The organism is Pseudonocardia xinjiangensis, from assembly GCF_012911925.1.
GTDB lineage: Bacteria > Actinomycetota > Actinomycetes > Mycobacteriales > Pseudonocardiaceae > Pseudonocardia > Pseudonocardia xinjiangensis.
Genome location: NZ_JAAXKY010000016.1, coordinates 1 through 12,205 on the forward strand (window position 1 = coordinate 1; position 12,205 = coordinate 12,205).

Consider the following 12,205-nt stretch of genomic DNA (forward strand, 5'->3'; position numbering starts at 1 on the left):
GTCGGGCACCTCGCCGAGCTGTGACTCGAGTGCGGTGCGGATGTCGGAGGCGACGGCCAGGCCGGCGGCGAGCGGCAGCTCGACGATTCCGACGGGGGCGCCGGCCGCGGTGACCAGCAGCCGGGCGGCGGTGAAGTGGGGGTCGACCGCGAGGTCGGCGACGGGGGAGTTGCGGTCCAGCTCACCGACCCAGGTCGGTGAATGGGGAGCGATCCAGGGGGGCAACTAGGGCCTCTCAAGGTCGGACTGTCGGGGGAGTGTCCGTGCGTAAGCTATGTGAAAACTCATCTAGCTTGATGAGAAGGATGTCCTGTTGGCGTTGATCGGTCCGGGCTGAGCGGCCGAACGCCTGTGGTGGCACTGAGAAGCGCCGAGCGGCGCCGTAGGCTGCACCCGTGGCATCGGCGACGATCGTCCCCTTCCTGCACGGAGACCGGGATGTGCTCAGCGTCCTGCTCGACCGCCGGTCCGAGGGGAGTGAGCCGGGCGCGCGCACCGACGAGCACCGGGTGGCACTGGTCATCGGTGGTGGCGGGATGCGCGGTGCCTACGTCGCCGGAATGCTGCGGGCGCTCGACAGAGCGGGTCTCGTCCCCGGCTTCGACGAGGTCTACGGGGCGTCGTCCGGTGCGTTCAGCGCTGCCGCGTTCCTCACCGGGGACGCCGCGGCGTGTGCCGCCAGCTACCCGGAGGACCTCTCCACCGACACGTTCATCAACATGCGCAGGCTCGGTACGCGCCGCCCGGTGGTGGCGCTCGACCACCTGATCAACGAGGTGCTCGACGGCCGCAAGCCGCTGTCGTGGGACGCGCTGGGCCACACCGCCGCCGAGCTGCGCATCGTGGCCACCGACGCGAGCGACCTCACCGCGCACACCCTCACGGGGATGGAGACGGTCGCCGACTGGCGGCAGGCGCTGCGGGCCAGCGCGTCGATCCCGCTGCTGTGCGGTCCGCCGGTGACCTACGGCGGCCGCCGCTGGGTGGACGGCTCGGTCGGTGAGCCGCTCGCGATGGCCAGGGCGCTGCGCGGGGGCGCCACCCACGTGCTGGTGGTTCTCTGCCGCGGCACCGACGACCTGCACCCCGACGCGGACGCGGGGCTCTCGCTCTGGGCCAGGACCCTCGACCGCCTGGTACCGGGGCTGGGCACGGTGGCGCAGGGCTCCCGCCGCTACGGCGCCGACCTCCGGCTGGTCACCGATGCCGCGCACCCCGACCGCGGTCCCGGCCACCTGGCCGCCATCGGGCCCTCCCGGTCGGTCGGGATGGGCGCGCTGTGCGTCGACCCCGACCGGGTGGGCGAGGCGGTGCGGGTCGGCGACGAGTCGGCGGTGGCGGCGATCGAGGCGGTTGCAGCGGAACGACGGGACCTCGGAGCGCGCTGAACGACTCGACCCGGCTCGATCGCCGCCCGGCGGATAACGTCGGTGGCATGGAGGCAGGAGAGCGGCCGCGCGCGGCCGTCGTCGTCACGGGCAGCGAGCTGCTGACGGGATCGATCAGCGACAAGAACGGCCCGTGGGTCGCCCGTGAGCTCGGCGAGCTCGGTTTCGAGGTCGCGCACGTGCTGCTGGTGGGCGACCGGCCGGACGATCTCGCCGCCGCGCTGCGCTTCACCGTGGAAGCCGGGTGCGTGCTCGTCGTCACGAGCGGGGGCCTCGGTCCCACGGCGGACGATCTCACCGCCGAGGTGGTGGCGTCCTTCGCGGGTGTCGAACTCGTGCTCGACGAGGACATGCGCGAGCACATCGCCGGCATTCTGCGCCGCGGATGGGCGGCCCGCACCGAGTTCTCCGCGGAGGCGATCGAGGAGGCCAACCGCAAGCAGGCGATGGTGCCCCGTGGCGCGGTGGCGCTGCCCCCGGTCGGCACGGCGCCGGGGCTCGTGGTGCCGCGGCCGGGCGGCCCCCTGGTGGTGGTGCTGCCCGGACCGCCGCGCGAGCTGCAGGGGATGTGGCCCGCTGCGCTCCAGGCGCCGCCGTTCCGTGAGCTGCTCGGCGGTGTGCCGCCTGCGGAGTCGCTGGCGTTGCGGTTCTTCGGGCTGCCGGAGTCCGAGATCGCGGCGACCCTGCGCGAGTTCGACTCCGAGATCGACCTGTCCGGGGTGGAGGTCACCACCTGCCTGCGCCGCGGGGAGCTCGAGGTGGACCTGCGGCCGAAGCCCGGCGCCGCGGTCTTCGCGGGTGAGCTGCACGCCGCTCTCGCGGCCCGGCACGCGAAACACCTCGTGAGCACCGACGGCACCACCACCGACGAGCTGCTCGCCCGGGCGTTGCTGCAGCGCGGCTGGACCGTCGCGACCGGCGAGTCGTGCACCGGGGGCATGCTCGCGTCCCGGCTCGTGGACCGGCCCGGGTCCTCGGCGTACGTCGCCGGTGGTGTCGTGGCCTACTCGAACACCGCGAAGACGCATCTGCTCGGCGTCCCGGCGGAGATGATCGAGGAGCACGGGGCGGTGTCACCCGAGGTGGCGAGGGCCCTGGCCGACGGCGCGCGGGAGCGGTTCGGGGCGGACGTCGGCGTCGGGATCACCGGGGTCGCCGGCCCCGACGGGGGCACCGAGGCCAAGCCGGTCGGCTACGTCTGTTTCTGCGTCACCACCGGAGAGGGGCTCGTGCTGGCCCGCGACCCACGCCTGCCGGGGAGTCGTTCCGACGTGCGGGAGCGGTCCACCGACCTCGGGATGCACCTGCTGCTGAGAGCGGCGGCCCCGCGCCCGTGACACTCCGGTGGCCCGGCCCGTGAAGGTCGGGTCCGGCCACCGTCGTCGGCGGCGGCCGGACCCGGAGCAGGTCAGCCGGTGCGTCAGCGCCGGGGGCAGCGCTGACGGACCGGGCTGACAGGTCGGGACATGCGGATCAACGGACCTTGCGGAAGAACGTGCGCAGCTCGTCCACGAAGACGTCCGGTTGTTCCAGCGACGCGAAGTGGCCACCCGTCGCGGGCTCGCTCCAGTGCCGAAGGTCGGTGTAGCGGCGCTCGATCCACTGGCGGGGCAGCCGGACCAGCTCCTGCGGGAACTGGGTGACGCCGGTGGGCACCGTCACCTCGTCCATCCGCCGCCGCTTGAAGCTCTCCCAGTACAGCCGCGCCGAGGACGCTCCGGTCCCGGGCAGCCAGTGGAGCATCACGTTGTCCAGCAGCCGGTCCCGCGAGATGACGTTCTCCGGGTGTCCCGCGCAGTCGGTCCAGTCCCAGAACTTCTCGACGATCCACGTGCACTGCCCGGACGGGGAGTCGACCAGCCCGTAGCCCAGCGTCTGCGGCCGGGTGGACTGTTCGCTGGAGTAGCCGGTGCCCACCTTCTGGAAGGCCTTGCGTGCGGCGAGCCCCGCCTGCTCCGACGGGCTGAGCGCGGTGCCCTCCCCCTCGGGAGGGGGAGCGGCGAGCGGCATTGTCAGATGGATGCCGACGAGGTTCTCCGGGGCGCCGGTGCCGAGCGCCGAGGTGATCATCGAGCCCCAGTCGCCGCCCTGAGCGCCGTAGCGGTCGTAGCCGAGCCGGTCCATCAGCTGCGCCCACGCCGTGGCGATCCGCTCGACACCCCAGCCGGGCACGGTCGGCTTCCCGCTGAAGCCGTAGCCCGGCAGCGACGGCACCACCACGTGGAACGCGTCGCGCGGGTCGGGCGGGTTCCGCAACGCCTCGATCACGCCGAGGAACTCCACGATCGACCCCGGCCAGCCGTGGGTGAGCAGCAGCGGCAGCGCCCCCGCATGCGGCGAGCGGGCGTGGATCAGGTGGATCTCGACGGTGTCGTCGCCACCGCCGTCGAGACCGGTGCGGAACTGCGGCAGCGCGTTGAGCTCGGCCTCGCAGCGCCGCCAGTCGTACTGGCGGCCCCAGTAGTCGCACAGCTCGCGGGCGTAGTCCAGCGGCACGCCCTGCGTCCAGCCCTCGGCGGTGGCGGCCTCGGGCCAGCGGGTGCGGGCGAGGCGGTCCCGCAGGTCGTCCAGGTCGGTTTCCGGGATCTTGATCTGGAACTCGCGCATGTCAGAGCTGTACCCCACGGGTCAGTGCGCCATCGATGACGAGGTGGCTGCCGGTGATGAAGCTGGCCCGCGGGCTCGCGAGCATGACCACGCCGTACGCGATCTCCTCCGGTCTCGCCATCCGGCCGGTGGGGTTGAGCCCCAGCGCGTAGGAGTAGAAGTCCGGGTCGTCCCGCTCGATGCTCTGCCAGACGCCGCCGTCGAAGTAGGTGTTGCCGGGCGTCACGGAGTTGGCCCGGACCTTCCCGGCGAGCTGGTGGGCCAGCCCTGACGTGTAGTGCACGAGCGCCGCCTTCATCACGCCGTAGGCGCCCAGCGCGAAGTCGATCTCCCGTCCGGACACGCTCGCCACCGCGATGACCGACCCGACGCCGCTGGCCTCGAGGTGCGGGAGCGCCGCGTCCACCATGCGGACGGTGTGCATGAGGTCGACCTCGAAGCTGGGCTTCCAGTGCTCGGGGCCGGGACCGATCGCCAGCGCGCTCACGTTGGCGACGACGACGTCGATGCCCCCGTAGTGCTCCGCCGACGCCGCCACCCACGCGGTGAGCGCCTCGGCGTCGGCGACGTCCACGGCGGTGCCGGTGACATCATGGCCCGCTCCGCGCAGCTCCTCCTCGACCGCGGCGACGTCGGTGGCCGTGCGTGCGCAGAAGGCGACCTTGACGCCCTCGGCAGCCAGACCCTCGACGATGGCGCGACCGATGCCCTTCGTGCCGCCGGTGACCAGTGCGGTCCGGCCGGTGAGCTGCAGATCCATGGAAGTCCTTCGCTAGAGAGCGCGGGCCTGCTCGCGCAGGTGACGGTGCATCCCACCGTAGGCATCGGCAGCGGGCAGCAGCGCCTTCTCGATCTTGGTGACCGCGCTGTAGTTGGTGTCGCAGACGTTGGCCAACGGCGACCGGCTGATCTGGGTGAGCAGCTGGTAGGCGTCGAGCGGGTCGAGCCCGTACAGCTCACCGAGCCACCCGACCATCCCGACCTGGCTGGCTCGCCAGGCGTCCTCCAGCGGGCGGGACGAGCCGACGACGGCGTAGTGGTCATCGTGCTCCAGCCGGGGCCACGCCGGTGCCCCACCCTTGATCAGCTCGACGATCACCGTGACGTTCATGGCGCCCTCGACCGCGGTGCCGCAGCTCTCGCCCTCCCCCTGGCGGTAGTGGCCGTCTCCGAGGGAGAACAGGGCGCCCTCGACGTTCACCCCGAGGAAGCAGGTGGTGCCTGCCCGCATCTCGGGGGTGTCCATGTTGCCGCCGAACGTGTCGGGCACCAGGCTCGAACGGACCTCCCGCCCGGGCGGAGCCACTCCGACGGTGCCGAGCATCGGGGCCAGCGGCAGCTCGATCTCCAGCTGTGAGCGCTGGGCCTCGAAGAGCACGGTGCCGCGGGCGCGGTCGAGCTGGTAGATCCAGGTCTGCTCGGGGAGCGGGTCGTTCAGCAGCGCGGTGCGGTCGGTGCCGGTGAGCGCGCCGAAGAACGGGATGGTGGTCGAGGCCCCCCAGTCGCGGGCCGGGGTGAGGTCGACGATGTGCACGGCGAGCGTGTCGCCCGGCTCGGCGCCCTCGACGTGGAACGGCCCGGTCTGCGGGTTCACCTGGGTCATGTCCAGCACCTGCGACGGCTTGTCGGAGGTGCGCTGCAGCCGGCCGGAGAAGGCGTCCTCCGTCCACAGCCGCAGGAGGGTGCCGGGCTTGATCCGGTGGGTCGGGGCGACCCCGCCGAACGTCCACGCGTACTGCTCGGGCTCGGGGCGGAACTCGACGACGTCCACGAGGGGTGATCGTCGTGTCAATGGCCACTGACGCGCAAGCCCCCACGAGGTAAAGGAGCGCCCGGCACGGGCGGTGCGACCCCGGAGGGTCCACGCGTCTGCGTAGGTGATCGTCCCGGGGCGGGCAGGACGGCGTGCATCGTGGAGGCCGCCAGCCCGACCAGTGGGCCGACTCGGGCCGGGCCGAGTTGGCGCTCCACCCGCAAAGCCACGATCTGCCGCGCCGCCGTGGACGGGGTGCGGTGGGAGATGTGGCGTCCGTCGCCCGGAGCGGTCGGTGAGTCCGGCAGGCCACCGCCACGAGCGCTGAATGGCGGTTGACCTGCGACGACGAACATCGATTCGAACATGTGTTCGAGTATGATGGAGGGGTGTCGGACAGCCCGCTCACCACCGCGCATCCCCTCCTGGTCGAGGCGATCGACGCGCTGTCCGCGGCCGCCGAGACCGGCGCCACCGATGATGAGCTGCTCTCCGTGCTCACCCTGTGCGAGGGCACCAGCAGGCGGCTGGACCGGGTCGTCGTGGCCACCGTGGCCACGTTGGAGCGGCGTGGGACTTTCGCCGAGCGGGGCTACAAGTCGACCCCGGCGGCGTTGGGGGATCTGCTCGGGTGGGAGCGGTTCGAGGCCCGCACCCGGGTGGTCGCCGCCGAGCAGGTGTGCCCGCGGGTGAGCCTCGACGGCACTGCGCTGCCCGCCAAGCTGCCTGCCACCGCCGACGTGTTCGCCGCCGGGCACACCGGCCTCCGCCACGTCGCAGTGATCGCCCGGGTGTTGGCGAGCCCGGCCGCGGAGCGGCTCGCGCCCGAGGTGTGGGCGGGTGCGGAAGCCCAGCTCGCCGAGAAAGCCGCGGTCTATACGCCGTCGGAGCTGCAGGCCTGGGGTATCGCGCTGGTCGAGGCCCTCGACGAGGACGGCGCCGAGCCTGATGACCGTCCACCCGCCCCGGTCAACGAGTTGCACGTGCTCCGTCACCGCGGGAAGCCCGGCGGCACGCTGAAGGGCCGGTTCGACGACGCGGCCATGTTCGACGCCATCGCCACCGTGATCGACGCCCACGCCCGGCCGGTCACCGCCGAGGAGCAGCGCAGCCTCGCGCAACGCCAGGCCGACGCGCTGGCCGATGTGTGTGGGTATGTGCTCGACCATGGTGATGTGCCCGAATGCGGTGGGCGCCGTCCGCACCTGAACGTGTTGATCCGGCTGGAGGATCTGGAGAACCGGGCCCGCGCGGCGTGCTTGGACTTCGGTGGCACGTTGTCGCCGGAGTCGCTGCGGATGCTGGCCTGCGACGCCAGGGTCGTGCCGGTGGTGTTGAACGGGAAGGGTCAGCCGCTCGACGTCGGGCGGGTCACCCGCACCATCCCCGACGGCCTGCGCCGCGCGATCGCCGCCCGCGACCGCGGCTGCGCCGGGTGCGGGCGGCCACCGTCGTGGTGCGAGGTCCACCACATCACAGCCTGGCAAGACGGCGGCGACACCGCCCTGCACAACTGCGTGATGCTCTGCCGGGCGTGCCACCGCCTGCAGCACCACTCCGAATGGGAAGTCCGTATCCGCGACGGGTTGCCCGAGTTGATCCCCCCGGCCTGGATTGATCCGGAGCGAAGACCCCGCCGACAACCACTTCTGCACCTCGCCGCGTAAGGGGTCGAACAGATGGACGCGGCCGGCAGAGCCTCTGTGATCACTGCGACCCAGCCTGGCCGAACCGTGCTGGCACCGATTCGCGGCCGTGCTGCCCGGCGGCCGGCGTGTATCACCGATCCAGGCCGTTGGCAGGGCGGTGAACGCTCGTCCAGGACGGCGGGAAGACGCACCAGGGTTGGGCCGAGACGGCTGCCAAGGCTCGTCTGGCCATCGCGCTGACGAAGCATCCCGAGCCGGGGTGTGGTCGAGTGAGGCAGCGTGATCGCTGCCACGAGGCACGGTCAGGCGGGCGAGCAGTGCCGCTCAGTCCGGGCAGCCGAGCACCCGTGAGATGCCCCGCGCCGCGGTCAGGACGACGGGTACGTAGGCCCTGGCATCGGCCGACCCCGCCGGCACCACGACCGACAGTGCCGCGACCACGTCGCCGTCCGGTCCGCGCACCGGAGCCGCGACCGAGAGCGAGACCAGCTCGATCTGCCCTTCGCTCACGGCCACCCCGGTGCGGCGCACCTCGGCCAGTGCCCTGCGCAGCTCGTCGGGGTGGCAGATCGTTTTCGAGGTGTAGCGCTTGAGGGGCGAGGCGAGAACCTGCTCCTGCAGTTCGGGCGTGGCGAAGGCGAGCAGGACGAGCCCGACGCCCGTGGCGTGCAGCGGCAGCCGGCCTCCGACGCGCGTGAACACGTGCACGGCGCCGCGTCCCGACAGCCGTTCCAGGTACACCACCTCGTTGCCGTCGAGCACCGCGAGCTGCACGTTCTGCTTGGTGACCGCGTACAGGTCCTCGAGGAACGGCATGGCCGACTCGCGCAGGCCCAGGCCGCGCGGGGCCAGCGCGCCGACCTCCCAGAGCCGCAGCCCGATGCGGTAGCGGCCGTCGGCGGCACGTTCCAGCGCACCCCACTCCGTGAGCTCGCCGACGATGCGGTGGGCGGTGGTCAGCGGGAGCTCGGCCCGCCTGCCGATCTCGGTGAGCATGAGCTCGGGCCGCTCCGCGCTGAATGCCGCGAGCACCCGCAGAACCCTGGCGGTGACTGATTGGCCCATCAGGACCAGTGTGCCTCGGCCTTCCACTGGCCGGAAGCCGAGTCCGGCCGAGCGCGGCCGGGCCTATCGGGTGTCCGACGGGTCCATCGTCGTCCGGGGCCTGACCAGGACGACGGTGGCGGTCGTCGTCACCGCAAGGACCGCCGCGCCGACGATGGCGCCCATGTGCAGCCCGGCGACGACGGCTCCGCCGGCGGCGAGACTGCCGAACAGGGCCACGCCGAGCGCCCCACCGAACTGCCGTCCTGCGTTCAGCAGTCCGGCGGCGAGCCCGGCGCGCCCCGCGTCAACGGATTCGAGCAGCACCGCGGTCAACGCGGGCACGGCGAGTCCGCCACCGATCCCGAAGGGCAGCAGGACAGCGGCCTGCACGACCAGCGGAGTGTCCTCCCGGAGGGCGAGCAGCCCACACACCCCGCCGAGGAGCACCACCTGTCCGAGGGCCATCGGCAGCCGCGGGCCACAGCGGGTGCCGAGGCGTCCGGCGAGCAGGTTCACCACGGTGATCAGGGCCGTCATCGGGAGGAACATCAGGCCGGTCTCCAGCGCGGACAACCCGTGGACCTGCTCGAAGTAGAGGGCCAGCAGGAAGACCGCGCCGTAGAAGGCGAAGTTGAGGGCGAGCCCCGTGGCGGCCGGCACCGCCACTGCGGGCAGGCGGACCAGCCGCGGCGGGATCATCGGGTGCGTGGACCGGCGCTCGACGATCACGAAGGCGGCGGCGGCCACGCAGAACACCGCCGTCGCGACCACGCTGCGCTCGATCACCGCATAGGTGACGGCCGCGAGCGCCAGCGTTGCGGACAGCTGGCCGGGAAGGTCGAACGGCGCCCGGCGAGGTAGCGAACGCGGGCTCCGGATGAGCGCGAGCAGCCCCACCAGCCCGATCGGCAGGTTGACGTAGAACACCGCCCGCCAACCGAGCGTGGTGGTCAACAGCCCGCCGACGAGTGGGCCGGCGGCCATCGCCGCACCGCCGGCGGAAGTCCACACCGCGACGGCACGAGCCCTGGCCACCGCCGTCGGATACGCCTGACGGACCAGTGCCAGCGACGCGGGCAGCAGCACGGCGCCGGCGGCGCCCTGCAGGAACCGGGCTGCCACCAGGACACCGAGCTCCGGCGCGACACCGCATGCCGCGGAGGCTGCGGTGAACGCGGCGAGCCCGACCGCGAAGGCCCGGCTGGCGCCGATCCGGTCGGACAGCGACCCGGCCGACAGCAGCAGCGCGGCCAGCATCAACGTGTAGCCGCTCACCACCCATTGCAGCGAGGTGATGCCGCCGTTCAGCTCGGTCCCGATCACGGGCATGGCAACCGTCACGACCTGCGTGTCCAGCGTCAGGACGAAGAACCCCAGCGCGGCGGCGGCGAGGGTCAGGCCTGCCGAACCGCGGTGCGCGGCGGCGCCGTCGGCGGCGTCGGCGAGAACATCGGTCATGGCGACAGCCTGCGGATCGGCAGGGGCGCGGGCCAGCGGTCAGGGTGACCAGGACATGGTCACCCTGATCGGAAATGCACCGGTGGCCCGGTCCGGTTTCCGGGCCAGGGGAGGTGAGGACATGACGGCACAGAACGCCCGGTTGCGGGAGCTGGGAGCGTTCCTGCGTGGCCGCCGCGGCCGTCTCGAACCGGCCGAGGCGGGCATCGGCGGCTCGGGCCCGCGGCGCACATCAGGCCTGCGCCGCGAGGAGGTCGCGGAGGTCGCCGGCGTGAGCCTCGGCTATTACGTGCGCCTCGAACAGGGCCGCGGCGGTGCACCATCGGCCGCCGTTCTCGACGCGCTCGCGCGGGCACTGCGCCTCGACGACGACGAGCAGGCCCATCTGCACGCTCTGGCCGATCCCGGCGGCAACCGGCGTCCGACCGTCGTGTCCGCCGAGCTGCTCCAGCAGGCGCACGACGTGCTCGGCCTGCTCGCACCGCCGTCGGCGGCATACGTCATCGACCGTGTCGGGGACGTACTCGCGTGGAACGCCATCGCGGCGGAGCTGTTCGTCGACAACTTCCCTGCCGGCCTCGACACTGCCGCGAACCGGCCCGGCGGCGTTCGTCCCAACAACGTTCGCTACGCCTTTCTCAACCCGGCCGCCAGACGGCTGTTTCCGCACTGGGAGGAGATCGCCGACGACGCGGTCGCGCATCTGCGGGCGGCGATCGGGTACCGGCCCGACGACCCCGCGTTGCGGGCGCTTCTCGCCGATCTCGGCACACGGTCACCGGACTTCGCGCAACGCTGGGAGCGCCGGGACGTGCGGCCGTGTCACAGGGGGCGGAAGGTGTTCGAGCACCCGACGGCGGGACGGCTCGAGCTCGACTACCGGGTGCTCGAGATTCCGGCGACGTGCCACCACCGCTTGGTCGTCTACAGCGCCGTCGAAGGGAGTGTCGACTTCCGTGCTCTCGCTCGACTGTGCGGACGCCGGACGTCCGGAGCCGGGCCGGTGCCATCGCGCCGTGCCGACACCTCGGCGTGAACGACTGGACCATCAGGACCAGTGTGCCTCGGCCTTCCACTGGCCGGAAGCGGAGTCGAGCCGGTCCCGCCGGGTGCGCCAGGCTTTGACGATGCGCACCCAGGTCGGGATCGTCGGGGCGGGGCCGGCAGGACTCCTGCTCTCCCACCTACTGGCCGGGGCCGGGGTCGACTCGGTGGTGCTGGAGACCCGCAGCCGGGACTACGTCGAGCGGCGGGTGCGCGCCGGCGTCCTGGAACACCCGACGGTGGAGCTGCTGCGCGAGGTCGGCCTGGCCGACCGGCTCGACCGTGAGGGCATGCGGCACGAGGGCATCTCCCTGCGGTTCGACGGTGGTGACCACCGCATCGACTTCGCCGACCTCGTCGGTAAGGGGATCACCGTCTACGGGCAGCAGGAGGTGGTGAAGGACCTCATCGCCGCGCGCCTGGGCGACGGTGGGGACCTCCGCTTCGAGGTGACCGACGTGACCCTCGACGGGCTCGCCGACGCCCCGGTGGTCGGCTTCACCGGCGCCGACGGGCGGCGCGAGGAGCTGCAGTGCGACGTGGTGGCCGGCTGCGACGGCTTCCACGGCATCACCCGCGACGCGTACGACCCCCAGATGTTCGACCGGACCTACCCGTACGCCTGGCTCGGGATCCTCGCCAAGGCCGCCCCGACGCACCACGAGCTCGTCTACGCCAACCACCCGCACGGCTTCGCGCTGTACTCGATGCGCAGCCCGGAGATCACCCGGCTCTACCTCCAGGTGCCGCCGGACACCGACGTGAACAACTGGTCGGACGCGCAGATCTGGGACGAGCTGGGCACCCGCCTCGCGGCCCGGGGCTTCACCCTGAACGAGGGGCCGGTCCTGGAGAAGGGCGTCACGGGGATGCGCAGCTTCGTGGCGGAGCCCATGCGCCACGGGCGGCTCTTCCTGGCGGGCGACGCTGCGCACATCGTGCCGCCCACCGGCGCGAAGGGCATGAACCTCGCGATCGCCGACGTCCGCGTGCTCGCGGAGGCGCTGACCACGTTCCTGCGCAGCGGCGACGAGACCGGGATCGACGGCTACTCCGACACCTGCCTGCGGCGGGTGTGGCGCGCGGAGCACTTCTCCTGGTGGATGACCTCGATGTTGCACGTGCCCCCGGAGAGCGACCCGTTCGGCCGTCGTCTCCAGCTGTCCCAGCTGCGCTACACGGTGACGTCCCGCGCGGCGGCCACCACCCTCGCCGAGAACTACGTGGGGCTGCCCCACGGAGTGAGTCCGTGACCGAGC

The 12,205-nt window shown here is 72.4% G+C and carries 11 protein-coding genes; 5 read left to right on the plus strand and 6 right to left on the minus strand.

What is annotated here, in order from left to right; translation table 11 throughout:
• The coding region (locus tag HF577_RS07545; RefSeq protein WP_169395027.1) for a hypothetical protein at window positions 1-225 on the minus strand (225 nt) is incomplete at its 3' end.
• Window positions 226-395: 170 nt separating this feature from the next.
• Here HF577_RS07545 and HF577_RS07550 point away from each other — a divergent pair.
• Both HF577_RS07550 and HF577_RS07555 read left to right on the plus strand, forming a co-directional pair.
• Window positions 396-1,388, plus strand: coding sequence for a patatin-like phospholipase family protein (locus HF577_RS07550; RefSeq protein WP_169395028.1), 993 nt, complete (start codon window positions 396-398; stop codon window positions 1,386-1,388).
• 47 nt (window positions 1,389-1,435) lie between these two features.
• Window positions 1,436-2,725, plus strand: a complete 1,290-nt coding sequence (locus tag HF577_RS07555; protein ID WP_169395029.1) for a competence/damage-inducible protein A — start codon at window positions 1,436-1,438, stop codon at window positions 2,723-2,725.
• Between the two features lie 136 nt (window positions 2,726-2,861).
• Here HF577_RS07555 and HF577_RS07560 read toward each other — a convergent pair whose 3' ends face one another.
• Genes HF577_RS07560 through HF577_RS07570 form a run of 3 tightly spaced genes read right to left on the minus strand, consistent with a single transcriptional unit; the run spans window position 2,862 to window position 5,766 of the window.
• A complete protein-coding gene (locus HF577_RS07560; RefSeq protein WP_169395030.1) occupies window positions 2,862-3,995 on the minus strand; it encodes an epoxide hydrolase family protein in 1,134 nt (377 codons plus the stop codon).
• 1 nt (window position 3,996) lies between these two features.
• Window positions 3,997-4,755 (minus strand): SDR family NAD(P)-dependent oxidoreductase, encoded by a 759-nt coding sequence (locus HF577_RS07565; protein ID WP_169395031.1) that lies wholly within the window; start codon window positions 4,753-4,755, stop codon window positions 3,997-3,999.
• A gap of 12 nt (window positions 4,756-4,767) precedes the next feature.
• Complete coding sequence (locus tag HF577_RS07570) at window positions 4,768-5,766, minus strand: acetamidase/formamidase family protein (protein ID WP_169395032.1); 999 nt, start codon at window positions 5,764-5,766, stop codon at window positions 4,768-4,770.
• A gap of 371 nt (window positions 5,767-6,137) precedes the next feature.
• On the opposite strand from HF577_RS07570, the gene HF577_RS07575 reads away from it, so the two are divergent.
• Window positions 6,138-7,415 carry an HNH endonuclease signature motif containing protein gene (locus HF577_RS07575; RefSeq protein WP_169395033.1) on the plus strand — a complete coding sequence of 426 codons (1,278 nt, stop codon included), beginning with the start codon at window positions 6,138-6,140 and terminating at the stop codon, window positions 7,413-7,415.
• 306 nt (window positions 7,416-7,721) lie between these two features.
• Here the strand turns inward: HF577_RS07575 and HF577_RS07580 are convergent, their stop codons facing one another.
• Both HF577_RS07580 and HF577_RS07585 read right to left on the minus strand, forming a co-directional pair.
• A complete protein-coding gene (locus tag HF577_RS07580; RefSeq protein WP_169395034.1) occupies window positions 7,722-8,462 on the minus strand; it encodes an IclR family transcriptional regulator in 741 nt (246 codons plus the stop codon).
• A 63-nt stretch (window positions 8,463-8,525) separates the two neighbouring features.
• Entirely contained in the window at window positions 8,526-9,902 is a 1,377-nt protein-coding gene (locus tag HF577_RS07585; RefSeq protein ID WP_169395035.1) for an MFS transporter, read from the minus strand.
• Between the two features lie 121 nt (window positions 9,903-10,023).
• Between HF577_RS07585 and HF577_RS07590 the strand changes: the two genes are divergently transcribed.
• Together HF577_RS07590 and HF577_RS07595 are read left to right on the plus strand one after the other, a co-directional pair.
• Complete coding sequence (locus HF577_RS07590; protein ID WP_169395036.1) at window positions 10,024-10,938, plus strand: helix-turn-helix transcriptional regulator; 915 nt, start codon at window positions 10,024-10,026, stop codon at window positions 10,936-10,938.
• 91 nt (window positions 10,939-11,029) lie between these two features.
• Complete coding sequence (locus HF577_RS07595; protein WP_169395037.1) at window positions 11,030-12,199, plus strand: 4-hydroxybenzoate 3-monooxygenase; 1,170 nt, start codon at window positions 11,030-11,032, stop codon at window positions 12,197-12,199.
• Window positions 12,200-12,205: the final 6 nt, after the last annotated feature.

Coding starts and splice junctions, on each gene's coding strand:
- HF577_RS07555 (WP_169395029.1), top strand. CDS start 1,436: ATGGAGGCAGGAGAGCGGCCGCGCGCGGCCGTCGTCGTCACGGGCAGC.
- HF577_RS07560 (WP_169395030.1), bottom strand. CDS start 3,995: ATGCGCGAGTTCCAGATCAAGATCCCGGAAACCGACCTGGACGACCTG.
- HF577_RS07565 (WP_169395031.1), bottom strand. CDS start 4,755: ATGGATCTGCAGCTCACCGGCCGGACCGCACTGGTCACCGGCGGCACG.
- HF577_RS07580 (WP_169395034.1), bottom strand. CDS start 8,462: ATGGGCCAATCAGTCACCGCCAGGGTTCTGCGGGTGCTCGCGGCATTC.
- HF577_RS07585 (WP_169395035.1), bottom strand. CDS start 9,902: ATGACCGATGTTCTCGCCGACGCCGCCGACGGCGCCGCCGCGCACCGC.
- HF577_RS07590 (WP_169395036.1), top strand. CDS start 10,024: ATGACGGCACAGAACGCCCGGTTGCGGGAGCTGGGAGCGTTCCTGCGT.
- HF577_RS07595 (WP_169395037.1), top strand. CDS start 11,030: ATGCGCACCCAGGTCGGGATCGTCGGGGCGGGGCCGGCAGGACTCCTG.